General features: G+C 71.3%; 21 protein-coding genes and 1 pseudogene. 5 read left to right on the top strand and 17 right to left on the bottom strand.

Annotated elements, in window-relative coordinates; all coding sequences use genetic code 11:
• Window positions 1–440: 440 nt before the first annotated feature.
• Complete coding sequence (locus VNL12_RS08840) at window positions 441–1,442, top strand: glycine betaine ABC transporter substrate-binding protein (RefSeq protein WP_325593652.1); 1,002 nt, start codon at window positions 441–443, stop codon at window positions 1,440–1,442.
• Between the two features lie 62 nt (window positions 1,443–1,504).
• Here the strand turns inward: VNL12_RS08840 and VNL12_RS08835 are convergent, their stop codons facing one another.
• From VNL12_RS08835 to VNL12_RS08825, 3 genes are all read right to left on the bottom strand, one after another.
• Window positions 1,505–2,389, bottom strand: a complete 885-nt coding sequence (locus tag VNL12_RS08835) for an ABC transporter permease (protein WP_325593650.1) — start codon at window positions 2,387–2,389, stop codon at window positions 1,505–1,507.
• Window positions 2,386–3,588, bottom strand: a complete 1,203-nt coding sequence (locus VNL12_RS08830; RefSeq protein ID WP_349257823.1) for a betaine/proline/choline family ABC transporter ATP-binding protein — start codon at window positions 3,586–3,588, stop codon at window positions 2,386–2,388. The genes VNL12_RS08835 and VNL12_RS08830 overlap by 4 nt, the downstream gene beginning before the upstream one ends.
• Window positions 3,589–3,679: 91 nt before the next feature.
• Window positions 3,680–4,435 carry an ABC transporter permease gene (locus tag VNL12_RS08825; protein WP_325593646.1) on the bottom strand — a complete coding sequence of 252 codons (756 nt, stop codon included), beginning with the start codon at window positions 4,433–4,435 and terminating at the stop codon, window positions 3,680–3,682.
• A 225-nt stretch (window positions 4,436–4,660) separates the two neighbouring features.
• On the opposite strand from VNL12_RS08825, the gene VNL12_RS08820 reads away from it, so the two are divergent.
• A complete protein-coding gene (locus VNL12_RS08820; protein WP_325593644.1) occupies window positions 4,661–5,527 on the top strand; it encodes a hypothetical protein in 867 nt (288 codons plus the stop codon).
• Here VNL12_RS08820 and VNL12_RS08815 read toward each other — a convergent pair.
• Both VNL12_RS08815 and VNL12_RS08810 read right to left on the bottom strand, forming a co-directional pair.
• Window positions 5,496–6,497, bottom strand: a complete 1,002-nt coding sequence (locus tag VNL12_RS08815) for an aldo/keto reductase (protein ID WP_325593642.1) — start codon at window positions 6,495–6,497, stop codon at window positions 5,496–5,498. The genes VNL12_RS08820 and VNL12_RS08815 overlap by 32 nt on opposite strands.
• A gap of 50 nt (window positions 6,498–6,547) precedes the next feature.
• Window positions 6,548–6,961 (bottom strand): MerR family transcriptional regulator, encoded by a 414-nt coding sequence (locus VNL12_RS08810; protein WP_325593640.1) that lies wholly within the window; start codon window positions 6,959–6,961, stop codon window positions 6,548–6,550.
• Window positions 6,962–7,203: 242 nt separating this feature from the next.
• Between VNL12_RS08810 and VNL12_RS08805 the strand changes: the two genes are divergently transcribed.
• The gene (locus tag VNL12_RS08805) at window positions 7,204–8,550 is read left to right on the top strand and encodes a Fic family protein (protein ID WP_325593638.1); all 1,347 of its coding nucleotides are present in this window, start codon (window positions 7,204–7,206) and stop codon (window positions 8,548–8,550) included.
• On the opposite strand, the gene VNL12_RS08800 is transcribed toward VNL12_RS08805, so the two are convergent.
• The 5 genes from VNL12_RS08800 to VNL12_RS08780 form a co-directional block, all read right to left on the bottom strand.
• Complete coding sequence (locus VNL12_RS08800) at window positions 8,534–9,295, bottom strand: succinate dehydrogenase/fumarate reductase iron-sulfur subunit (protein ID WP_349257822.1); 762 nt, start codon at window positions 9,293–9,295, stop codon at window positions 8,534–8,536. The genes VNL12_RS08805 and VNL12_RS08800 overlap by 17 nt on opposite strands.
• Window positions 9,296–9,300: 5 nt before the next feature.
• Window positions 9,301–11,217: a fumarate reductase/succinate dehydrogenase flavoprotein subunit gene (locus VNL12_RS08795; RefSeq protein ID WP_349257821.1), complete on the bottom strand. Its 1,917-nt coding sequence runs from the start codon at window positions 11,215–11,217 to the stop codon at window positions 9,301–9,303.
• Between the two features lie 27 nt (window positions 11,218–11,244).
• Complete coding sequence (locus tag VNL12_RS08790) at window positions 11,245–11,985, bottom strand: succinate dehydrogenase cytochrome b subunit (protein WP_325593632.1); 741 nt, start codon at window positions 11,983–11,985, stop codon at window positions 11,245–11,247.
• Window positions 11,986–12,128: 143 nt separating this feature from the next.
• Window positions 12,129–12,611, bottom strand: a complete 483-nt coding sequence (locus tag VNL12_RS08785; protein ID WP_325593630.1) for a hypothetical protein — start codon at window positions 12,609–12,611, stop codon at window positions 12,129–12,131.
• Between the two features lie 311 nt (window positions 12,612–12,922).
• Window positions 12,923–13,483 (bottom strand): GNAT family N-acetyltransferase, encoded by a 561-nt coding sequence (locus VNL12_RS08780; RefSeq protein ID WP_325593628.1) that lies wholly within the window; start codon window positions 13,481–13,483, stop codon window positions 12,923–12,925.
• 83 nt (window positions 13,484–13,566) lie between these two features.
• Between VNL12_RS08780 and VNL12_RS08775 the strand changes: the two genes are divergently transcribed.
• Window positions 13,567–14,241 carry a pentapeptide repeat-containing protein gene (locus tag VNL12_RS08775; RefSeq protein ID WP_325593626.1) on the top strand — a complete coding sequence of 225 codons (675 nt, stop codon included), beginning with the start codon at window positions 13,567–13,569 and terminating at the stop codon, window positions 14,239–14,241.
• A gap of 251 nt (window positions 14,242–14,492) precedes the next feature.
• Here the strand turns inward: VNL12_RS08775 and aspS are convergent, their stop codons facing one another.
• From aspS to VNL12_RS08760, 4 genes are all read right to left on the bottom strand, one after another.
• Window positions 14,493–16,259 (bottom strand): aspartate--tRNA ligase, encoded by a 1,767-nt coding sequence (gene aspS, locus VNL12_RS08770; RefSeq protein WP_325593624.1) that lies wholly within the window; start codon window positions 16,257–16,259, stop codon window positions 14,493–14,495.
• Between the two features lie 142 nt (window positions 16,260–16,401).
• Entirely contained in the window at window positions 16,402–16,476 is a 75-nt protein-coding gene (locus tag VNL12_RS20895; RefSeq protein ID WP_349257820.1) for a hypothetical protein, read from the bottom strand.
• Window positions 16,477–16,632: 156 nt separating this feature from the next.
• Window positions 16,633–17,202: a Uma2 family endonuclease gene (locus tag VNL12_RS08765; protein ID WP_325593621.1), complete on the bottom strand. Its 570-nt coding sequence runs from the start codon at window positions 17,200–17,202 to the stop codon at window positions 16,633–16,635.
• A 139-nt stretch (window positions 17,203–17,341) separates the two neighbouring features.
• Window positions 17,342–19,540, bottom strand: coding sequence for a glycoside hydrolase family 2 protein (locus VNL12_RS08760; RefSeq protein WP_325593619.1), 2,199 nt, complete (start codon window positions 19,538–19,540; stop codon window positions 17,342–17,344).
• A 107-nt stretch (window positions 19,541–19,647) separates the two neighbouring features.
• Here VNL12_RS08760 and VNL12_RS08755 point away from each other — a divergent pair, with 107 nt between their 5' ends.
• Window positions 19,648–21,051 carry a sigma 54-interacting transcriptional regulator gene (locus tag VNL12_RS08755; RefSeq protein WP_325593617.1) on the top strand — a complete coding sequence of 468 codons (1,404 nt, stop codon included), beginning with the start codon at window positions 19,648–19,650 and terminating at the stop codon, window positions 21,049–21,051.
• Between the two features lie 8 nt (window positions 21,052–21,059).
• Here VNL12_RS08755 and VNL12_RS08750 read toward each other — a convergent pair whose 3' ends face one another.
• The 3 genes and pseudogenes from VNL12_RS08750 to VNL12_RS08740 form a co-directional block, all read right to left on the bottom strand.
• Window positions 21,060–21,452: a type II toxin-antitoxin system VapC family toxin gene (locus VNL12_RS08750; RefSeq protein WP_325593615.1), complete on the bottom strand. Its 393-nt coding sequence runs from the start codon at window positions 21,450–21,452 to the stop codon at window positions 21,060–21,062.
• The gene (locus VNL12_RS08745; protein ID WP_325593613.1) at window positions 21,449–21,694 is read right to left on the bottom strand and encodes a hypothetical protein; all 246 of its coding nucleotides are present in this window, start codon (window positions 21,692–21,694) and stop codon (window positions 21,449–21,451) included. The genes VNL12_RS08750 and VNL12_RS08745 overlap by 4 nt, the downstream gene beginning before the upstream one ends.
• 47 nt (window positions 21,695–21,741) lie before the next feature.
• A pseudogene (locus tag VNL12_RS08740) lies at window positions 21,742–22,921 on the bottom strand (hypothetical protein); the annotation flags it as partial.

Here is a 22,921-nt window from a genome sequence, read left to right as displayed (position 1 = left end):
AGGTCGAAGGCCTGGTAACCACCCTCGGCCAGCACGTAGGACATTCGTCAACCTCTCGTGGGGCTCGCAGCTCGTGGGGTACGAGCCGCACCGTCTGCAGCACAGGGGCCGCGCGTCACCCAGCCGCCCGGCAGCGGGACTGTGCTATCGGGCGGGCCCCCGCCGGTGCAAAAGCACCGCGCGCGGTCGCGGGGGGGCCGAGGAGCCGCGACATGACGATGTGGTGTCGATCTGATGACGTTTCGGGGCAGCGCGGCCTGGCGCCACTACGGTGCGGACGTCACACGGCGCGTGCTGGATGCCTCGGCCTTCTGGCGCCTGCGCTCGTGGACCGGGTCGATGGGGATTCGGGCTGCGGGGGGGCGGACCGACCGATGCGAGGCCGGGCGGAGGCATGCACACCGTGGGACCACGTGAACACGACAACCCGGAGAAGCGCGATGCAACGACAAAGCCCGATCCTGCGATTCCTGCTCATCCCGATGGCGGTGTTGGCCATCCTGGCCGCCGGCTGCGGGGGCGACGATGACAGCGGCGGCGGGGGGGATGGGGGTGGGGACAGCTCGGGTGCGTCCGGTGCGCTGGCTGATGTCGACTTCGATGGTGCGGCCATCACGGTGGGCTCGAAGGACTTCGACGAGAGCATCCTGCTCGGCCAGATGATGGTCGTCGCCCTCGAGGAGACCGGCGCGGATGTCACCGACCAGACCGACACCGGCGGCACCAACGTCGCCCGTGAGGCCCTGCTCAACGGCGACATCGACGTCTACCCCGAGTACAACGGCACCGGCTGGACCGAGCACCTCGGCAACGAGGATCCCTCCAGCGACCCGGCCGAGCTGTACCAGGTCGTCGCGGATGCCGACCTCGAGGAGAACGACGTCCACTGGCTCGGCAGCTCGGAGTTCAACAACACCTACGGCTTCGCCACCGGCCCGGACTTCACCGAGGAGGCCAACGGCGGCGAGGCGTTCACCTTCCAGACGATGGCCGACTACCTGGAGGAGAACAGCGACGCCACGGTGTGCATGGAGACCGAGTTCCCGGACCGCTCCGACGGCCTCGTGCTGTGGGAGGAGGAGACCGGCTACGTGATCCCCGAGAGCCAGATCACCATCCTCGACACCAATGTCGTCTACACCGAGACGGCGTCGGGCGAGTGCGACTTCGGTGAGATCTTCACCACCGACGGCCGCATCACCGGCCTCGACATGACCCTGGTCGAGGACCCGGGCGCCATGATCATCTACAACGTGTCCTACACGGTGGCCGGCTCGGCCTACGACAAGAACGGCGAGGCGTGGACCACGGTCTCCGAGGCCATCCTCGAAGGCCTCGACCAGGACACCATGGCGGGCCTCAACGAGCGCGTGTCGCTCGACGGCGACGACGTCGAAGAGGTCGCCCGCGAGTACCTGAGCGAGCAAGGCCTGATCGGCTAGCGCACCTCTCGACCGGCAGGTCGCGTTCGGAGGCCGCCCCCGCCGGGGCGGCCTCCGTCGTTTCAGAGCCCCTTGGGGCGCAGCACCCGCTCGACCACCGCGGCCACCCAGTCGACCGAGAGGGCGAGGATGGCGACCATGCCGGCGCCGGTCACCGTGATGAGGTCACGGCTGAGCTTCAGCCCGGAGTTGATGGTGATGCCGAGGCCGCCGCCGCCGATCAGGAACGCGAGCGACGCCATCCCGACGTTGATCACGAGGGCGGTGCGCACCCCGGCCAGGATCACCGGCACCGCGAGGGGCAGCTCGATCGAGAGCAGCACCCGGAACTTGCTCATGCCCATGCCTCGGCCCGCCTCGATGACGGCCGGGTCGACCTGCTCGAGGCCCACCATGGTGTTGCGCAGCACGGGGAGCAGCGCGAAGACGACGAGGGCGGTCACCGCGGTGGCGAACCCCTGCCCCCGCCAGGCGAGGAAGAGGATGAAGAGGCCGTAGGCGGGGAGGGCCTGGCCGACGTTGGCCACCGCCAGCATCGACGGCGAGAGGTACTGGAACGCGCCGCCGATGGGCCGGGGCAGCTCGCGGCGGCCGACCTGCGGGGCGCCCTTGCGGAACATGGGACGGGTCAGGAGGATGCCCATGGGGACCGCGAGGGCCAGCACGATGACCGTCGACCACAGGGTCAGGCCGACGTGGGTCTGCATCTGCGGGTACAGCTTGCTGCCCCAGTCGAGGGCGGAGCGCTCGGCGGAGTCCTTCTCGGCGCCGCCGACGTAGAGGTAGAGCACCAGGGAGAGCACCGCCAGCACTACCGGCGTCACCAGCAGGGCGACGATGCCCCGCGAGCCGCCACCGGTGGTCACCGCGGAGGTCGCCGCCGCCGAGTCGGGTGCGACGTCCTCGGTGACCGCCGGGTCGGGCGCGATCGTCGTCGTGTTCGTCACGACGTGCCGTCCAGTGCCGGCGGCGCATAGGGCGCCAGGCCCGGGGCGTCGGCGGTGGAGAGGCCGAGGGAGGCGTAGTGCGCCCGGGCCTCGGTGCGCATGCGGCTGATGGCCTCGGTGAGGACCTCGATCTCGACGACGCCCTGGTAGCGGCCCCTCGCATCGGTCACGATGGCGGCCCCGACGCTGGAGTTGAGCATGGCCTCGAGCGTGTCGTGCAGGGTGGCGTTGGGCTCGACGGTCACCCGCACGGCCTGGCCCACCTCGGTGAGGCGGCGGTCGGAGCGATCGATGTCGGTGCGGTTGACCCACCGCAGGGGGCGCTCGTGGGCGTCGAGCACCACCATCCATTGCTGGCGCGATCCATCGAGGATCTGGATGGCCTTGGCGTGGCCCGCGTCGTGGCGGACGTGAGGGAAATCGCCGAGGGTGAGGTCGCGGACCCGCTCGAAGTTGAGGCCCTTCAGCGCCGCGCCGCTACCGATGAAGTCCTGCACGAAGTCATCGATGGGCAGGGCCAGGATGCGTTGGGGGGTGTCGACCTGGGCGATGGCCGAGCCGTCGCGCAGGATGGCGATGCGGTCACCCATCTTGATGGCCTCGTCGATGTCGTGGGTGACGAACACGATGGTCTTCTGCATGTCGGCCTGCAGGCGCAGGAACTCGTTCTGGAGCCGGTCGCGGGTGATGGGGTCGATGGCGCCGAAGGGCTCGTCCATCAGCAGCACCGGCGGATCCGCCCCCAGGGCGCGAGCGACGCCGACGCGCTGGGCCTGGCCACCCGAGAGCTCCTTGGGGTAGCGGTTCCGGTAGATCGACGGGTCGAGGCCGACGGTGTCGAGCAGCTCGTCGACCCGGGCGCGGATGCGACTCCGGTCCCAGCCCAGCATCTTGGGCACCGTGGCCACGTTGTCGGCGATGGTGCGGTGCGGGAACAGGCCGATCTGTTGGATGACGTAGCCGATGTGGCGTCGCAGCTCGTCGGGGTTCACCCGGGTCACGTCGCGCCCGTCGAAGAGGATGCGGCCCCCGGTGGGCTCGATCATGCGGTTGATCAGTCGCAGTGTGGTGCTCTTGCCGCAGCCCGAGGGACCGACGAGCACGAGGATCTCACCCCGGGGAACGTCGAGCGTCAGCGCCGCGACGGCGGGTTCCGCGGTGCCGGCGTAGGTCTTCGACACCTCGTCGAGGCGGATCATCGCATCGGCGACGTCCGGATCGTGGGTGACCGTCGCGTCGGGTTCGGGGGCCACGGCGGCGAGGTCCTCGGCGAGGTCCGAGGTGGTGGCCTCAGCGGTCGGTTCGGACACGGGTGCCCTCCTGGTGGGCGGGATCGGACGAGGAGCGGGACCGGAGGCCCGAGATGAGGGTGCTCGGCAGCTCGGAGCCGGCGGCGAGGACCCGGGGCGAGAGGAGCTTCTGGAGGAGAGCCAGGACGAGGTCGAAGGCCAGGGCCAAGACGACGACCATGACGGCGCCGGCCCAGATGGGCTCCAGGGAGTTGGGCAGGCCGAGGCGGTTGAAACCGACCTTGATGAGGTCGCCGAGGCCGCCGCCGTTGACGAGCGTGGCGATGGCGGCGATGCCGGTGACGAGCAGGAACGCCACCCGGATGCCGGTGACGATCACCGGCCACGCGAGCGGGAGCTTGACCTGGAACAGGCGGCGCGTCGGGCTCATCCCCATGCCCTTGGCCGACTCCTCGACGGCGGGGTCGATGCCGTCGAGGCCGGTGACGGTGTTGCGGAGGATCGGGAGCAGGGCGTACATGAACAACGCCACCCGCACCGGCCACTTGCCGATGCCGAACACCGGGATGAACAGGGTGAACAGCGCGAGCGACGGGATGGTGAGAAAGACGCTGGCGATGCTGAGCGCGATGTTGCGCAACGCGGGCCGGTTCTGCACGACCACGCCGACGACCACCGAGAAGATGATGGCCGCCGCCATGACCTGCAAGACGATGGTGGCGTGCTCGATGGTCAGCTCCAGGACGTCGTCACGCTCGTCGGACATGTACTCGAGCCAGCTGTCGAAGCCGTTCATGGCGCGTTGTCGCGGTCGGGCCGCATGGCGGCGGCCGAGGGGTCCTGCCCCATGGTCTCCTCGCCTCCGGCCGGGGTCTCGACCGGATCTCGTCCCGACCCTAGCGGAGCTCGACCGTGGTGCCCCCCGTCACAGGCTGACGGGCCGTCGCGGTCGTCGCCGACGGTGAGACCTCCCCGCCGGGGCGGGGCGTCGACCGCCCGGGCGACGGGTAGGCACGGCGCCGTGGCACGCGACGACAGCGACGGGGCCGGGCGCTCCCCGGCGCGGGACGTCGCCCTGGTCGCGTCGTTCGTGGTGGGCCTGGCCGCGGCGGTCGCCTACGTGGTCGCCGCGGTCGTGCCCTGGTACACGTCCCGACGGGTCGACGGCCCCTTCGAGTCGGGGTCCGCCGCGTCCGTGGCCTTCGCTCCCCTCGTCGTGGCCCTGGCTCCCTTCGTGGTCCTCCCGCTGCGCTGGGCCCGGTCCACCACGCCGGTGCTGTGGGCGGCCCTGGTCGGCGGGATGGGAGCCCTGCTCGGGCTGGTCGTCGACGACATGGTCGACGCCTCGTCCGACACCCGGGTGGTGGCCGAGCGGGGTCCGGCGGTGCTGGTCGGCTCGGTGGCCCTGGTCGTGGTGGCCCTGGCCCTGGCGGCGTGGGCGCGCCCCCGACCCCGGGGCGCCGACGTCCCGACCGCGACGGCCGGCCTGGCCGCCGGCGGGGTGGTCGTGTCGGTGTTCGTGCCCCTCGCCGGCGTGCGGGAGAGCACGGCCGACACCTACCTCGGGACGGTGCGCGGCTGGGACGCCGGGTACCTGGCCTGGGCGGTGCTGCTGGTGGGCCTCGGCCTGGTGGAGGCGTCGATCGTCCGGGGCCCGACGGCGCCCGTCGGCCTGCGGGCCGTCGCCGCCGGGATGGTGCTGATCGGGGGTGCGCTGGTGGCGGTGGGCGTGGCCGGCGACGGCGTGGAGGTGGCGGTGCGCCCGGGCGGGGTCCTCCTCGCCGGGTGCGTCGTGGCGTTGGCGGTCGCCGTCGTGGTGGGTCGGCGCCGGCCGCGGTGGGGGCCGGAGCCCCCGGTCAGGAGGCCAGGGGAGGCGTCGAGCGGTTGACCCAGCTCTCGTCGGCCGACCGGGGGGTATCGACCCGTACGGCGTCCAGGCGGGACAGGTCGTCGGCGGTGAGGGCGACGGCGGCGGCGCCGACGTTCTGCTCCAGGTAGGAGACCCGCTTGGTGCCGGGGATGGGCACCACGTCGTCGCCCTGGGCCAGGACCCAGGCCAGGGCGACCTGGCCCGCCGCGCAGCCGTGAACGGCGGCGATCTCCTCGACGAGGGCGACGACCGAGCGGTTGGCGGTCAGGGCCTCGTCGGCGAAGCGGGCCGTGCCCCGCCGGAAGTCCCGTGCCGGCAGGTCGTCGGTGCTGGTGATGGCCCCGGTGAGGAAGCCCCGGCCCAGCGGGCTGTAGGGCACCAGGCCGATGCCCAGCTCGCGACACACCGGCAGGATCTCGGGCTCGAGGTCACGGCTCCAGACGGAGTACTCGGTCTGCAGGGCGGCGATGGGGTGGGTGCCGTGGGCCCGGCGGATCGTGTCGACCGACGCCTCCGAGAGGCCCAGGTGGCGCACCTTGCCTGCGGCGACCAGCTCGGCCATGGCCCCGACGGTCTCCTCGATCGGCACCGCGGTGTCGGGCCGGTGCAGGTAGTAGAGGTCGATGTGGTCGACGCCGAGGCGGGCCAGAGAGCCGTTGATCGAGGAGTGCACGTACTCCGGCGTGCCGTTGACCCCGCGGCGGATCTCGTCGCCGACGATCTCGATGGCGATGCCGAACTTGGTGGCGAGGGTGACCTCGTCCCGCCGCCCGGCGATCGCCGCGCCCACGACCTCCTCGGAGGTGTGGGGGCCGTAGACGTCCGCGGTGTCGAGCAGGGTCACGCCGAGGTCGAGGGCCCGGCCGATGACCTCGGTGGGGTCGATGCCGTCGAAGCCGCCGTAGATGGGGCTGAAGCTCATGCAGCCGAGGCCGATCGAGCCGACGAACAGGTCGGAGCGTCCGAGGGCGCGGGTGGGGAGGGACATGGTGATCTCTTTTCGGGATGGGTTGGGAGGATGTGGTGCGCGTCGGGACGTCAGGCGCCGCAGGTGCCGCCGTAGGCGGTGATCTTGAAGTCGATGACGGCCAGGGCGGCGGCGAGCTCGGTCTGGCGGCGCCGCACTGCCTCGCGGTGGGACTCCATCAGGGCCAGGCGCTCGGGGGCGGTGTGGGGGCCCTCGTTCACCAGCTCGACGTAGCGCTGCAGGTCGCGGATCGGCATCTCGGACTGGCGCATCCGGGTGAGGAAGACCACCCGGCGCACGTCGTGGTCGGTGTAGGCTCGTCGGCCGCCCGCGTCCCGGCCGACCTCGATCAGACCGATCCGCTCGTAGTAGCGGAGGGTGTCCACCGTGGTGCTGGTGCGCTCGGCCACCTCGCCGATGGCCAGGGCGGCGGTCGCCTCGGCGCGCTCGGTGCCGGTGCTCGGTGCGGTCTCGATCGCGGTCACGGAGCAGACGGTACGACCTGGAGCGCGCTCCAGGTCAAGGCGTTCTCCACGAACCGGCCCTCGTCGGACGACCCGCCACGGCCGCCGCCGTCCAGGGCCGTCGTGACGCCGTCGCGAATGACAGGGTTGTCATACAGATGTGCTACCAGTTCATGCAAATCTGGTAGTTGGACGCGCGAGGTCGGTTACGGTCCAAGTACCAGAGCTGTTCACCATGGTAGGAAGCTGGTACTTGTAGGCGCGTGCCCCAACCACCGCCCCGCGCCTCCCTCGCGAGCCTGGTCGGCCGCGGCACCCTGGACCTCGATCGGATCTTCGACGTCGGCCCGGTCGATAGCAAGGGTCGCTACCTGCACTGGGATCAGATGCGCCACCGCCGTCCCCCGAACGGTCTCTCGCTCGATGAGTGGTGGATCGGCACGAGCCTCAGTCGGAGGGCGCTTGCCCGCTCGCTGCCGCTGGTCGATGCGGGGGGACGGCCCTTCACGTTTGCCAACGTCGACGCGGTGCAGGAGAAGGCGCACCGGATCGACCAGCTCGCCGGGGGCCAGGTCCTCGCCGACGACGTGGTGACGAGCCTGCGGGGGAGTGATCGCTACCTCGTGAGCTCGCTGGCCGAGGAAGCCATCACGTCGAGCCAGCTGGAGGGAGCGAGCACCACGCGCCGGGTCGCGAAGGAGCTCCTCGCAAGCGGGCGCGCTCCTCGGGATCGCAGCGAGCAGATGATCGTCAACAACTTTCGCGCGATGATCGCGGCGCAGGAGATGGCCGCCGCCCCCCTTACACCGGAGGGGATCCTCGACCTGCACCGGATCGTCGCCGACGACGCGGTCGACGATCCGCGTGACGCCGGTCGGCTCCAGGCCGAGGGCGAGGATCGGATCGCCATCTACTGGCATGACGAGACGTTGCTCCACCAGCCTCCACCGGCGCACCAGCTCGAGGCCCGCTTGACCGAGCTCTGCGCCTTTGCCAACGGCGAGACCCCGGATCGCTTCCTGCACCCCGTCGTCCGAGCGATCATGCTGCACTTCTGGTTGGCGTACGACCACCCCTTCGTCGACGGCAACGGCCGCACGGCGAGGGCTGTCTTCTACTGGGCGATGCTGCGGAGCGGGTACTGGCTGGCGCAGTACATCTCGGTGTCCGCCATCCTCCGCGGAGCCCCGCGCCAGTACGTCGACTCGTACCTCTACACCGAGACCGACAGCGGCGACACCACCTACTTCGTGCTCTACCAGCTCGAGGTGATCCTCCGGGCCGTCGACAGCTTGAACGGCTACCTGGGCCGGAAGATGGCCGAGACGCAGGAGATCGAACGATTGCTCCAAGGCTCGGCGGCGTTGAACCACCGTCAGCTGTTGGTCGTTCGGGACGCCTTGCGCGACCCCTCCGAGCCCTTCACGATCGCCGCTCAGGCCCGGCGCAATCGGGTCACCTACGAGTCGGCTCGCACCGACCTCGCCGCGCTGGAGCGCCTCGATCTGCTCACCAAGGTCCGACAGGGCAAGAAGTACGTCTACCGCACCGCTCCCGACCTCCCGGCCCGGCTGCGGAACCTCGGAGACGCCGTCAGGACCGGGCGGTGAGGCGGCGGTTCTTGAACTTCGACGCCAGGTAGTCCTTGTTCATCAGGGCGATGAAGTCGATCGAGATCTCTTTCGGGCACGCCTCCTCGCACTCACCATGGTTGGTGCAGGAGCCGAAGAAGTCCTCCATGGTGTCGACCATGGCCTCGACCCGCCGGTAACGCTCGGGCTGGCCCTGGGGCATGAGGTTCAGGTGGCCGACCTTGGCCGCGGTGAAGAGCTGGGCGGCGGAGTTGGGGCAGGCTGCCACGCAGGCCCCGCAGCCGATGCAGGCGGCCGCGTCCATGGCCGAGTCGGCCACCGGCTTGGGGATCGGGGTCAGGTTGGCGTCCGACGCGCCCCCGGTCTCGGCGGTGATGAACCCGCCGGCCTCGACGATGCGGTCGAACGCCGAGCGATCGACCATGAGGTCCTTGATCACCGGGAAGGCGGTGGCCCGCCACGGCTCGATGACGATCTCGTCGCCGTTCGAGAACTTCCGCATGTGCAGCTGGCAGGTCGCGGTGCCCTTCTGCGGTCCGTGGGCCTGTCCGTTGATCATCAGCGAGCAGGTGCCGCAGATGCCCTCGCGGCAGTCGTGGTCAAATGCGATCGCGTCCTGGCCCTCGTTGATGAGGCGCTCGTTGACGAGGTCGAGCATCTCCAGGAACGACATCTCGTCGTTGACGCCTGGAGCGGAGATGGTGTCGAAGCGACCCGGGGCGTCGGGGCCCTCCTGGCGCCAAACCTTCAGGGTGACGTTCAGCTCGTTCACTTGTAGCTCCGCACGGCGAGGTGGACGTTGTCGAACTCGAGGGCTTCGGTGTGGCGGGTGGGGGCCGACGGGTCGCCGGTCCACTCCCACGCCGCGACGTGGGCGAAGTGGTCGTCGTCGCGCTCGGCCTCGCCCTCGTTCGTCTGGTGCTCGCCCCGGAAGTGCCCGCCGCAGGACTCCTCGCGGGTGAGGGCGTCGAGGCACATGACCTGGGCCAGCTCGAAGAAGTCGTCGACCCGGCCCGCCTTCTCGAGGGTCTGGTTGACGCTCCGGCCGTTCCCGGTGACCCGCAGGTCCTTGCGGAACTCCTCGTGCAGGGCCGGGATCTCGGCCAGGGCCTTCTCCAGCCCTTCGCGGGTGCGCTCCATGCCGCAGTAGTCCCACATGATGCGTCCGAGCTTCATGTGGAAGGCGTCGGGCGACTGGGTGCCGCCGATGGCGAGGTAGCCGTCGAAGCGTTCGCGGGCCGCCTCCTCGGCGGCGCGGAACTCGGCGTGACCGGTGGGCACCGGCTGGGTGCCGAGCTGGGGGGCGAGGTAGTTGCTGATGGTGTTGGGCAGCACGAAGTAGCCGTCGGCCAGGCCCTGCATGAGCGCCGAGGCGCCGAGGCGGTTGGCCCCGTGGTCGCTGAAGTTGGCCTCGCCGGCGGCGTAGAGGCCCGGCACGGTGGTCATGAGCTCGTAGTCCACCCACAGCCCGCCCATCGTGTAGTGCACCGCGGGGTAGATGCGCATGGGCACCTGGTAGGGCGACTCGTCGGTGATGCGCTCGTACATCTCGAAGAGGTTGCCGTAGCGCTCGGTGATGGTGTCCTCGCCGAGGCGCCCGATGGCATCGGCGAAGTCGAGGTAGACGCCGTTCTTCAGCGGTCCGACGCCGCGGCCCTCGTCGACGACGACCTTGGCGGCCCGGCTGGCGATGTCGCGGGGGGCGAGGTTGCCGAAGCTCGGGTAGCGCCGCTCGAGGTAGTAGTCGCGGTGGTCCTCGGGGATCTGGTCCGCCGAGCGCGTCTCGTCGGGGTCGGTCGGGGCCCAGATGCGCCCGTCGTTGCGGAGCGATTCGGACATGAGGGTGAGCTTCGACTGGAAGTCGTCGCTCTGGGGGATGCACGTCGGGTGGATCTGGGTGTAGCAGGGGTTGGCGAACGCGGCGCCCTTGCGGTGGGCCCGCCAGGCGGCGGTGACGTTGCAGGCCATGGCGTTGGTCGAGAGGAAGAAGGCGTTGGAGTAGCCCCCGGTGGCCAGCACGACGGCGTGGGCGGAGTGGCTGGTGATCTCGCCGGTGAGCAGGTCGCGGACCACGATGCCGGCGGCCTGGCCGTCGACCACGACGACATCGACGAGCTCGCTGCGGTTGTGGAGCTGCACCCGGCCCAGCCCGACCTGGCGCTCGAGCTGCTGGTAGACGCCGAGCAGGAGCTGCTGGCCGGTCTGACCCCGGGCGTAGAACGTGCGGCTCACCTGGGCGCCGCCGAAGGAGCGGTTGTCGAGCAGGCCGCCGTACTCCCGGGCGAAGGGCACGCCCTGGGCGGTCATCTGGTCGATGATGCGCACCGATTCTTCCGCCAGGCGGTGGACGTTGGCCTCCCGGGACCGGAAGTCACCGCCCTTCACCGTGTCGTAGAAGAGCCGGAAGACCGAGTCGCCGTCGCCCTTGTAGTTCTTGGCCGCGTTGATCCCGCCCTGGGCGGCGATCGAGTGGGCCCGGCGGGGCGAGTCGTGGAAGGTGAAGGCCTTCACGTTGTACCCCTGCTCGCCGAGCGTGGCCGCCGCCGCGCCGCCGGCCAGGCCGGTGCCGACGATGATGATGTCGTACTTGCGGCGGTTGGCCGGGTTCACGAGCTTGCGGGCGAACTGGTAGTTCGTCCACTTCTCGCCGATCGGCCCGTCGGGGATCTTGGCGTCGAGGGTCATGGCCATGGCGGGGTCCTCCTCGGACGATCAGACCGAGACGACGCCGGCGAGGACGGCGATCGGGAACGAGACGTTGCCCAGCACCACGATGGCGGCGAACCCGGCGGCGAAGCCGCGGCGCCAGGCGTTGAAGCGGGGGTTGTTCCACCCCATGGTCTGGAAGAGGCTCCAGGCGCCGTGGAAGAGGTGGAAGCCGAGGGCCACGTTGGCCACCAGGTAGATCACCGCGTTCCACCAGCGGGCCAGGCTGAGGGCGACGTTCTCATAGGGCAGGCCCCGCACGTAGGTGTAGCCGGTACCGGTGAAGGTGAAGTCGAAGAGGTGCCAGATCAGGTACAGGCCGACGATGACCCCGGAGGTGCGCATGGTGCGGCTCGCGTAGTTCGCGGCCAGGTAGTCGCGCTTGGATTGGTACTTGGTGAGGCGGGCCGCCCGGTTCATCCGGGTGAGGGCGTACGCGGCGTGCACGTGGAGTGCGAAGGCGCCGATGAGCCCGATGCGCAGCAGCCAGAGGGCCACGGTGCGGGGCAGGATCGGCACCAGCAGCTCGCGCAGGAACTCGCCGTAGTGGTTGAAGTCCTCGGCGCCGAAGTACATCTTCAGGTTGCCGATCATGTGGGCGAAGACGAAGCCCATGATGGCGATGCCCGTCAGCGCCATGACGTACTTCTTGCCCACCGCCGAGCGGTAGAGCTCGACGGGGAACGGAGCCGGGCGTGTCGGCCGACCGGCCCCGCCGCCGCCCCTGGTCACTGTGGTCGCTGCCATCGAGCCGGAACCTACCTCCGCCCGTGCAACCGAGCAGAACCGGAGCATCAGGTGGGCTCTGGGCCGCGAGGCACGAAGATGACCACCAAGGCGGTGAGGACGACCCCTGAATCGCTGGCCACCAGCCGACGAGCCCCGAAGGGTCAGAGGCCGAGGCCCTCGATGCGGCCGTAGGTGCTGCAGAGCCCGGCGGCGTTGATCGACAGGAACGTGGCGACGAGGCTCCAGGCCAGGCGGCGCCGCCACCCGTGCAGGCGCCGGGAGCCGGCCCCGGCGGTGGGCATGTACCAGTCGGGCAGCAGGCCCAGGTCGTCGCGCCCGGCGACCTCCCAGTAGCTCACGGCGTCGTCATCAGGAACGTCGACCGGCCCGGCGGCGAGGGCCTGGGCCTCGAGCTCAGCGGCGCTGATCGGCGGCAGGCCCCCGGTCTCCTCGGTCTCGGCTCGGACGGCCCCGGTGAACAGGTCGGTCAGGCCGAACTCGGCCTCGTCGGTGTCGCTGGGCAGGTCGGTGACCTCGGCTTCGTCGGTCCCGGGTTCCTCGGTGTCCTTCACCTCGGTCTCGACGGTCCCGGGCTTGTCGCCCGCGGCCTCGACGTTGTCGGTCTTGCTGAGCAGGGCGGTCATGATCGGTGTCCTCACGGGCGGCGCCGAGCCGGTCCCCGCAGGCTACCGGTGCCCCGCCCGCACTGGCCCGCGCCCCGTTGGTCCGAAAGGTCGATCTGCGACCGTGGGGGTGGCGGATCGACCTTGGTGGTGCGGCGATCCGGTTCCCCGGTCGCACCGCCCTGCGCCCCGTCGGTCCGCGCCTCGCCGGTCCGAAAGGTCGATCTGCGACGGCGGGGGTGGGGGATTGACCTTTCTTGGGTCGTCGGGCCGGTCGAAGGGTCGATTGGCCGCCGTGGAGGTGGGGGATCGACCTTTCGTCGTCGTCGAGGTCAGGTGACGCCGGTGGGCTCGGTGCGGACCCAGATCTGCTGGCGGCCGATCTCGGCCGGGGCTGCGACCTCGCAGTCCTCGGTGCGGACGAGGGCGTAGCCCAGGCGCCGGGCGACCGAAGCGCTGCGGACGTTGGCCTCGTCGCAGTGGATCTCCACGAAGGTGATGTCGTCGAGGGTCAGCACCAGGTCGGTGAGCGTGCCCACGACGCGGGTCATCAGGCCGTGCCCGGTGGCATCCCGGGCGAGCCAGTAGCCGAACTCCACCCCGCCCGGCCCGATCCGGTCGTGGAGGCCGCATGCGCCGACGGGAAGGCCCTGCGACGCGGTGAAGATGCCGTACACGGCCTCGGTGCCCTCGTCCGCCCGCCCGTTGGTCTCGGCGATGAACGTGGTCATGGCGGCGACGGTGACGCCGGAGGGGGTGGCCCAGGCCATCCAGGGCGACAGGTGGTCGCGCTCCGCGGTGGCCACCGCCGACAGCGCGGTGGTGTCGTGGGGGGTGTAGCGGCGCAGGACCACGTCGCCCAGGTCGATCCGCTCCGGCGGTCTCGGCTCCACCGACCCATCCCACCACCTCGGGGGCGTCGGCCGCGTGGATTCCGAGCCGCACTTACGATTCCGAGCCGCACCTACGATGCGGCGTGGCTGGACGACGGTGGGAGGGCTGGGGTGACGAGGCTTTCGCCTGCCATCGCGAGGTCGAGGTGCTCCAGCTCCACGACGAAGACGAGCACGGTGGCCTCCGGGCCCTGTCGGTCGAGGTGGTCGACGGCGAGGCCGCCGACGTGGTGCTGACCGACCTCGCGATCGGAGGAACAGGCCTGGTTGGTGCCGTCCTGACCGGGCTCCAGGTCTCCGATGCCCTCGTGGCCGCCGCGGACCTCGCCGGGGTCCGGTGGCCGACTGCTCTGCTCCAGCGGGTCGAGCTGCGGGGCGCCCGGCTCACCGGCGCCGATCTGACCGACATCCGCCTCCACCAGGTGCGAGCCCGGGAGTGCCGCTTCGACAGCACCGTGCTCAGCGGGGCGCAGCTCCGCGACGTGGTCTTCGAGGACTGCACGTTCTCCGACGCCTTCCTCGGCGGGTCGCGCCTCGAACGGGTCCGCTTCGTGCGCTGCGACCTCTCGGCCGCCGACCTCGACGGGGCCCGCCTCGATGACGTCGACCTGCGCTCGTCGCGCATCGACGGGGTCCGGCGCCTCGCGGATCTCCGCGGCGCGGTGGTCGACCCGGCTCAGGTGCGCGACGTGGCCGAGCGCCTGGCCCACCAGGTCGGCTTGGTGGTCGAGCCCGAGCTCGACCCCCCTGAGGGCTGACCAGACCGAGACCTCCGTCCGGGGCGCATCGGCGGATGGGCCACCAGATCGCGTCTCATCCCGAGGTGGTCGGGCGGTCGGTGAAAGGTCGATGGGCGACCGTGGAGGTGGAGGATCGACCTTTCGTGGCGCGGCCGGCCGGTGAAGCGTCGGCGGACCACCGGGCGCGGATCGGTGGGTGGGCCACCAGATCGCCCACCCCTCGTTGGCGGTGGGGTCGACCCCGGGCCGGACCCCCTCGGGCCGCCGGGCTACTCGGGGAGGTCGAGCTCGATGTGCAGGTCGCGCAGCTGCTGGGGGGTGACCTCGCCGGGGGCGCCCATGAGCAGGTCGAGGCCGGTGACGGTCATCGGGAAGGCGATGACGTCGCGGATGAGGGTCTCATCGGCGAGGAGCATGAGGATGCGGTCGAGGCCCGGCGCGAACCCGGCGTGGGGCGGGGCCCCGAACTGGAAGGCGTTGTAGAGGGCGGGGAACCGCTCCTCGACGACCTCCGGGCCGTAGCCGGCGATGGCGAAGGCCTTGAGCATCAGCTTGGGATCGTGGTTGCGGACCGCGCCGGAGGAGAGCTCGTAGCCGTTGCACACGATGTCGTACTGGTAGGCGACGATGTCGCCCGGCTCCTGGTGCTCGAGGGTCTCGAGGCCGCCCTGGGGCATGGAGAAGGGGTTGTGGCTGAAGTCGTAGCGCTCCTTCTCCGCGTCCCACTCGAACATGGGGAAGTCGACGATCCAGCAGAAGCGGTACACGTCGGCCTCGAGCAGGTCGAGACGGTGGCCCAGCTCGGAGCGCACCACCCCCGCAACGGTGGCCGCGTCGTGCGCGGACTCATCGGCGATGAACACGATGGCGTCGCCCGCCTCGAGCGCGGCGGCGGTGACCATGGCGTCCACCGCCGGGGCGTCGAGGAACTTGGCGATGGGCCCCGCGGGGGCGTCGAGGTCGTCGAGCTTCAACCAGGCGAGACCGCTGCCGCCGCGCTCCTTGGTGAAGTCGGTCATCTTGTCGAAGAACGATCGGCTCTGGGCGGTGCCGCCGGGGATGCGGATGGCCCGCACCGTCTTGCCCGCGAAGGCCTTGAAGTCAGTGGCGGTGAAGACCGCGGTGAGGTCGACGATCTCGAGCGGGTTGCGGAGGTCGGGCTTGTCGGTGCCGTAGCGGGCCATCGCCTCCGCGTAGGTGATGCGGGGGTAGGTGGGCCGGGTGCGCTCACGGGTGGAGAAGCGGCCGAAGAGGCCGTCGAGCAGCGTCTCGACCACCGCGAAGACGTCCTCCTGGGTGGCGAAGGCCATCTCCAGGTCGAGCTGGTAGAACTCGCCCGGGGAGCGGTCGGCCCGGCCGTCCTCGTCGCGGAAGCATGGTGCGATCTGGAAGTAGCGCTCGACGCCGCCCACCATCAGCAGCTGCTTGAACTGCTGCGGCGCCTGGGGCAGGGCGTAGAAGCGGCCCGGGTAGCGGCGGCTGGGCACGAGGTAGTCGCGGGCGCCCTCGGGCGAGGAGCTGGTGAGGATCGGGGTCTGGACCTCGAGGAAGCCCTGGTCGACCATCTGGGCCCGGATGTACTGCAGCACGTCGGACCGCAGCCGCAGGTTGCGCTGCAGGCGCTCGGTGCGCAGATCGAGGAACCGGTGCCGCAGCCGCACGTCCTCGCGCACGTTCGACGCCCCGCCCAGCTCGAAGGGCAGGGTCTTGGTGGCCCGGCCGAGCACGGTGATCTCCTCGGCCGCGACCTCGATGTCGCCCGAGTCGAGGTTGGGGTTGCGGGTGCCCTCGGGACGGGCCACGACCCGACCGGTGACCCGCACGACGCTCTCGCGCGACAGGTCGCGGACCGTTGCGTGGAGGGCTTCGTCGTCCTGGGGGAGCACGACCTGCACGATGCCGGACTGGTCGCGGACATCGGCGAAGACCAGGCCCCCGTGGTCGCGGAGCACGCTCAGCCAACCGGCGACCCGCACGGTGCTCTCGACGTCGTCCAGGCCGAGGTCACGGCTGTGGTGGGTGCGGTAGGCGTGCATCGTCTCTGGTCTCCGGGCATCGGTGAGGGTGGCACGGTGGCGGCCGATCGGGACCGTCTGCGCACCTCGTTGACAACGTACGGTGCCACGTACGGTGCCACGTTCACCGCCTACCCGTTGACGGGTTCACCGGACCGGGGGCCTACAGGTCGTCCTCGGGCATCCAGAGGCCGTGGAAGCCGTACGGAACCCGCACCGGGAGGTGGACCCGCGCGATGGGCCCGGCGGCAACGTCGGTGGCGTGGAGGATCGCCAGGTGCGAGGTGTCGGGTGGTCCGGTCGTACGCGAAGGTGAGCAGCCAGCCCTCGCCCTCCCCCTCGTCGCCGGCGACGAAGACCACCTCCCCGGCCCGCTCGAGCTCGAGTTGCCGGATCAGCGGCCGAACAGCGCGCCGAGGTCGATGCTCCAGCCGGGGACGAGCGGCGTGGTGAGGGTGTCATCCCCGGTGAGCTCGAGGGCGACGTCGAAGGTCGGGGCGTCGGCGCGGCTGCGGCGGTAGGCGAGGACGACATCGGCGGCGGTGTCGACCAGCCACACCTCGGCCACGCCGGCGGCCTCGTAGAGGCGGAGCTTGGGCCCGACGTCGAACCGCCACGTCGACGGTGAGCGGACCTCGACGACCAGCGAGGGCGGGGTGGCGAAGCGGCTCTCGTCATCGGCCAATCGTCGCTCGTCGGGCACCCACCACAGGTCGGGCACGAACACGTTGTGCTCGCCGATCGCCACGTCACCTGAGGTTCCGACCTCACCGCACCCCGGGTGCGAGTCGGCGTGGGACCAGTAGAGGCGCAAGAGGCGGTTGATGACGCGGTTGTGGCGGGCGGCGGGACTGTTCACGACGACGAGCTCCCCGTCGATGAGCTGAGCGCGCGGCTGCTCGTCGGTGGTGGCGAAGAACTCCTCCGCGGTCATCTTCTTGTGGTCCCGAGCGGCGAGGGCCATGGCCTCCACAGTACCCAGGGCGGCATTGGCGGGTCACCGCACCCCTCGAACTGGTCAGTGATCTGGGGGCTCCGGCCCCCGATCCGCCTACCGGTTCGACGTTCGCGCCGAGGCGCGGCGCCGCCCGGCGCCAACGACGTCAGGCGCCCCGGATCACCGAGGCGTCGTCGTTGGTGGCGAGCTCGATGCCGTCGGCCCCGACCAGCCGAAGGGAGAGGCCGAGGGAACCGGGGGCGTCGGGGACGACGAGCTGCAGGGTGCCGACGCGGACGCACGCGTCGGCGCCGACGTCGCCGCCGAAGCGCCACGTGTGCTCGCCCCCGGTCCAGGTGACGCAAGCCGTGGCCGTTATGCCCTCGATCGGTGCACGCCGGTCGCTGACGACGTGGACGTCGAGGGCCAGCGCCTCGCCGGGCGCGACCGCGGGCAGCCGGTCGGCCACCACGATCACCGGGCGACAGGCGGCGCGCAGCGCCTCCCAACCGGCCTTGGGCACCCGCTCGTGGTCGAGCAGCGACCACGAGACAGCCGGGTGGCCATCGTTGAGGGCGAGCTGGGCGAAGCCTCCGGTGGGGCGGTACTTGAGCCGGCGCAGCTCTTCGACCTGTCGCCGCACCACGTTGGCCTGGTACCGCTGGGTCGCCTCCTTCCATCCCTCGTAGGTGGCGTGGTCGGCGGGCGGCACGTGGCGGTCGAAGATCTTGCGCTGGAGCCCGTGGGTGCGACCCAGGCGCTCCCAGTCGAGCTCCGGCCAGCGTTCGGACTCCATGAACGCGTCGGTCTCGGGCACGGCCTGGGCCCCGAGCTCGGAGACGAAGCGGACCATGCGGGGCACCAGGCGGGCGAAGGCCGGCAGCTGGCGCTCGTCGCCGTGGTACCAGCCGAACGAGAGGTGGCTGTCGGTGCCCTCCAGCGCCGGAGGGTGGGGCAGCACACCGGAGTGGGCCACCACCGGACGGCTGCCGTCGTGGCGCGAGAGGGCCCGCTTCACCGAGCGGTCGAGCACCGTCTTGTTCCACGTCGGGAGCTGCTGGCCGGCGAGGTAGCGGGCGGCGAGGGTGTTGACGTCGCCCTCGTCGGCGGTGAGGTCGAGGGCCACGGGCTCGTTGTGGCCGCACCAGATGGCCACCGACGGGTGGTGGCCGAGCAGGTCGACCGCCTCACGGGCCTGGCGCACGGCCGCCTTGCGCACCGAGCGGGCGTAGCCCCGCTGCAGGGGCAGGTCCTGCCAGAGCAGGAGGCCGGCCTCATCGGCGGCGTCGTAGAGCTCGGGTCGGGTGATGTGGGCGTGGAGGCGGAGCAGGTCGAGCCCGGCGTCGACGGCGAGGGCGACGTCGCCTCGCAGCTCGTCGGGGGTGGCCTCGGCCAGCGCCATCCGGGTGGGCATGAGGTTCGAGCCCTTCAGGAACAGCCGCTCGCCGTTGACCGACGCGATCCAGTGGCGGAGGGCCACCTGGCGCAGCCCGATGCGCCGCACCCGCCGATCGCTGCGCGTCACCGCGCTGTCGGGCTCGCCACCGTCGGACCGTTCGGATCCGCCCGCCGGGGCGGCCGTCGGCGCCGCCGTCGCGCCCATCTCGGGGATGAGGACCTCGACGGTCACCTCGTGCAGGGGCTGGTCGCCGAGGGCGTGGGGCCACCACAGCGCGGGCTGGGCGACGGTGACGGTCCAGCTGAGCTGGTTCTCACCGGCGGCGAGGGTGTGGCCGTCCTCGCGGTCGATGCCGCCGACGGTGGTGCGGACGGTGACGGGCCCGGCGTCGGCCGCGTCGAGCACCACCCGCACCGAGACCACGGCGCGCTCGACCGATGCCTCCTGGCACAGCACCCGGAGGTGGCGGATCCGCACCGGTCCGCTGCGCTCGACGCGGACCGGCCGCCAGATGCCCCCGGGGTTCCAATCCGGGTCGAGCAGGTCGGAGTGCTGAAGCTCGCCGGTCAGGTTGCGCTTGGCCGAGCGGTCCGACGGGTGCGAGCAGGTGAGCTCGACCCCGAGACAGTGGTCGTCGCGATCGGCGAGCGCATCGGTGACCTCGAAGGAGTGGGGGAAGAAGTACCCCTCGGTGTCGCCCACGTAGGCGCCGTCGAGCCAGACGTCGCTCTGGTAGAAGCAGCCGTCGAGCACGAGCCAGGCCCGCTCGCCGTGCGTCGGGCGCGGGTGGCTGAACGCCGTGCGGTAGAGGAGGGGGCCGTTCACCTCGGCGAAGGCCGGGGTCGAGCGCCAGTGGCCGGGGACGTCGATGGCCTCCCAGTCGCGGTCGTCGAGGTCGTCGTCGAGCCAAGTGCGCCGCAGGTCGTCGTCGGCCACGAGCGCATGCCACCGGCCGGAGAGGTCCATGGCCGGCGACGCTACCCGCCACCCTCCCCCGGACGACCGGGGCTCGCTCCGCCCGGCGGGGCCTCGCGACGGACCGGGCGGCGATCGTCGCCGGTAGGTTGGCCGTCATGTCGAACCGCCCCGCCACCCTCGGCCAGCTGCGGACATCGGGCTGGCGCTCGGTGCCGGTGAAGCAGGAGATGCAGCGCAACGCGCTCGCCAAGGTCCGCGCCGGCGAGCCGCTCGTCGAGGGCGTCATGGGCTACGAGGACACCGTGCTGCCCCAGCTCGAGAACGCCGTGCTCGCGGGCCACGACATCGTGTTCCTGGGTGAGCGGGGCCAGGCCAAGACCCGCATGATCCGCTCGCTCACCGGGCTGCTCGACGAGTGGCTGCCCGTCGTCGCCGGCAGCGAGATCCTCGACGACCCCTACGCCCCCGTCTCGAAGCCGGCCCGCGACCTCATCGCCGAGAAGGGCGACGACACGCCGGTCGACTGGGTGCACCGCGACGACCGCTTCGGCGAGAAGCTGGCCACGCCCGACACGTCGATCGCGGACCTGATCGGCGAGGTCGACCCCATCAAGGTCGCCGAGGGCCGCTACCTCGCCGATGAGCTCACGCTCCACTACGGCCTGGTGCCCCGCACCAACCGCGGCATCTTCGCCATCAACGAGCTGCCCGACCTCTCCGAGCGCATCCAGGTGGGTCTGCTCAACGTGCTCGAGGAGCGCGACATCCAGATCCGGGGCTACAAGGTCCGCCTCCCGCTCGACGTGCTGCTCGTCGCCTCGGCCAACCCCGAGGACTACACCAACCGCGGTCGCATCATCACCCCGCTGAAGGATCGCTTCGGCGCCCAGATCCGCACCCACTACCCGTTGGAGGTGGCGACCGAGGTGGCCATCGCCCAGCAGGAGTCCCGCCCCTTCGAGGTCGAGGGGGTCGAGGTGCGGGTGCCGGGGTGGATGGACGAGATCGTCGCCACCTTCACCCACCTGGCCCGTCAGTCGAGCAACGTCAGCCAGCGCTCGGGGGTGTCGGTGCGCCTCACCGTGACCAACCGCGAGACCCTGGTCGCCAACGCCGTGCGCCGCTCGCTGCGCCTGGGCGAGGACGTCGTCACGCCGCGGGTCAGCGACCTCGACGCCCTGGCCGCCTCGACGATGGGCAAGGTCGAGGTCGAGTCCTTCGAGGAGGGCCGCGAGGGCGACATCGTGGCCAAGCTCCTGCACCATGCGGTGCTGACGGTCTTCCGCGACCGGGTCGGCACCGGAGTGGCCGGGGCGGTGGTCGACAGCTTCGACGGCGGCGAGGTGCTCCACGTCGGCGAGGACGTCACCGTGGCCGACTACGAGACGCGCCTCGCCGAGCGCCCCGGCCTGGCCGAGATCGTCGACGAGCTGGCCGGCGAGGGCGCGGCGGCGTCGGACCGGGCCAGCGCGGCCGAGCTCATCCTCGAGGGCCTTCACCTCTCCAAGCGGCTCAACAAGGACGCCGTCGGCGCCCGCGCCACCTACCGCTCCCGCTGACGGCGGGGCTACATCACCTCGATCGGGCACTGCGGCCCCGGCGCGCGGGCCAGACGGGCGTCGCGCGTGAGCAAGGGGACACCCAGGGCCTCGGCCAAGGCCACGTAGAACGCGTCGTACCCCCGGACGTTCCCGCGCAGCTCCCACGCGCGCCGGAGCAAGGAGCGATGGGCGAACCGCTCCCCAGCCCAGTCCCGGAGGTCGTCGAGGGCCTGCGCAGCCGCAGTCCGGTCCAGCTCACCGGTGCGCGCCCAGCGCTGGACGACGGAGAGGACCTCGGCGTCGATGAGGTGCGGCGCCACCTGTTCGGTCCCGGCGATCCGTCGCCGGATCGGCTCCGCCATGGAGGTGCCGGCGACCACCTCGAACAGCACGCCCGCGTCGAGGACGACGAGGCTCACCGGTCGTCGCCGGGCCACGGGCCCCGGATCTCGTCGAGAGCATCGAGCACCTGCTCGGTGGTGATGGTCGAACGCCGTCCGCGCGTGCGCTCCAGCCACTCCTCCATGGACGGGCGCTCCGTGATGCGCTCGATCTCCCGACGGAGCAGCTCGGGCACCGTCGTCCCGGCGCGCGCCGCCCGCTCGGCCAGGACGCGGTACTGGTCGTCGGGCACGTCGCGAATCTGCAGGGTCTTGGGCACAGTTGCACGATATCATGCTTCGACGCATGGACTCATGCGACCACGCATCAGCGGGACCAGGGCTTGGCGCAGTCCCACACCGCCCCGAGGCGCTCGGTGGCGGTTGGAGTGCCCGGTGTGACCAGATCGGCTCCCTCACCGGGACCCTTCCACGCGCCCGGGTCGTCGAGGCGGCACTGGGTGTCGACCACCAGCGCGCCCCAGCCGGGGTCGAAGGTGAGCTCCCCGCCGGTGGCGGCGTTGGGGTTGTCGGGGGCGACGAGCGTGACGCTGAACGCGCCGTAGAGGATCTGGGCGGCGACGAGGGCGGCGAGCAGCCTGGGCTTGGCGTCGAGGGCCCGGGCCAGCAGCAGGGCCAGGCCGACGAGGGTGGGCAGCAGGTGGCCCATCTTCCAGGGGAACCGCAGGAACAGCAGCTGCGAGGTCACCACGGTGAGCAGCCCGACCCGCACGAGCCAGTCGGCCCGCCATCGTCCGAGGGCGCGCACCAGCGACGGCAGGGCCAACAGCAACACGACGGCCGCGAACGGACCCACGAAGTACAGGTCCTTCACGCCAAACCGTCCGACCTGGACCAGCAGCGACGAGGTGGGCACGTCGTTCTGGGCGAAGGCGAGCGAGGAGTCGGCGGCCAGGAACGACGGCACGAACACGACCAGCCCGGTGACCGTCGCGACCGCAAGGAGGACCAACGCCCGCACCGGCCCGATCGCACGTCCCGACTCCCCGGGTCGGGCCTCGGAGGGAACCCCGGCACTGTCGAGCGCACCACCGCCGGGACCGGCGGCGGGGCCGCTCTCGTCGCCGACGGGAGGTGGCGTTCCGGGTGGACCAATGGGTCCGACGTGCTCGGGGTGTCGCCGCTCGAGCGCCTCGGCGAGGGCCAGGGCGGCGACGAGGAAGGCGGTCGAGGCGCGACACCCGACGGCCAAGCCGGCCAGCACCCCGGCGCCGATCGCGCCGCCGATCGATGGGCGCGAGCGCAGGACGAGCGCGGCTGCCACCCAGAGGGCGAGGGCCCAGAGGAAGTCGACCGTCGAGGTGGCGGCGATCAGGAACCACGGGTTGGCCACCACCACCGCCACGGAGAGCCCGACCCGCCCGACCCCCTCCCGACGGAGCAAGACGGCCAGCAGCACCGTCAGCGCCACCCCGGCCGCCAGGGAGCCGAGGTTGGGTCCAACGGTGCCGCCGATCGCCTCCAGCCCACCGACCGCCGCCTCGTGC

Source organism: Iamia sp. (assembly GCF_035575815.1).
Taxonomy (GTDB): Bacteria; Actinomycetota; Acidimicrobiia; order Acidimicrobiales; family Iamiaceae; genus Iamia.
The sequence above is the reverse complement of the archived record's forward strand: the minus strand, read 5'-3'. Positions and strand labels throughout refer to the sequence as shown.

Coding starts and splice junctions, on each gene's coding strand:
- VNL12_RS08840 (WP_325593652.1), top strand. CDS start 441: ATGCAACGACAAAGCCCGATCCTGCGATTCCTGCTCATCCCGATGGCG.
- VNL12_RS08830 (WP_349257823.1), bottom strand. CDS start 3,588: ATGATCCGCCTCGACGAGGTGTCGAAGACCTACGCCGGCACCGCGGAA.
- VNL12_RS08825 (WP_325593646.1), bottom strand. CDS start 4,435: ATGAACGGCTTCGACAGCTGGCTCGAGTACATGTCCGACGAGCGTGAC.
- VNL12_RS08815 (WP_325593642.1), bottom strand. CDS start 6,497: ATGTCCCTCCCCACCCGCGCCCTCGGACGCTCCGACCTGTTCGTCGGC.
- VNL12_RS08795 (WP_349257821.1), bottom strand. CDS start 11,217: ATGACCCTCGACGCCAAGATCCCCGACGGGCCGATCGGCGAGAAGTGG.
- VNL12_RS08790 (WP_325593632.1), bottom strand. CDS start 11,985: ATGGCAGCGACCACAGTGACCAGGGGCGGCGGCGGGGCCGGTCGGCCG.
- VNL12_RS08785 (WP_325593630.1), bottom strand. CDS start 12,611: ATGACCGCCCTGCTCAGCAAGACCGACAACGTCGAGGCCGCGGGCGAC.
- aspS (WP_325593624.1), bottom strand. CDS start 16,259: ATGCACGCCTACCGCACCCACCACAGCCGTGACCTCGGCCTGGACGAC.
- VNL12_RS08765 (WP_325593621.1), bottom strand. CDS start 17,202: ATGGCCCTCGCCGCTCGGGACCACAAGAAGATGACCGCGGAGGAGTTC.
- VNL12_RS08760 (WP_325593619.1), bottom strand. CDS start 19,540: ATGGACCTCTCCGGCCGGTGGCATGCGCTCGTGGCCGACGACGACCTG.
- VNL12_RS08755 (WP_325593617.1), top strand. CDS start 19,648: ATGTCGAACCGCCCCGCCACCCTCGGCCAGCTGCGGACATCGGGCTGG.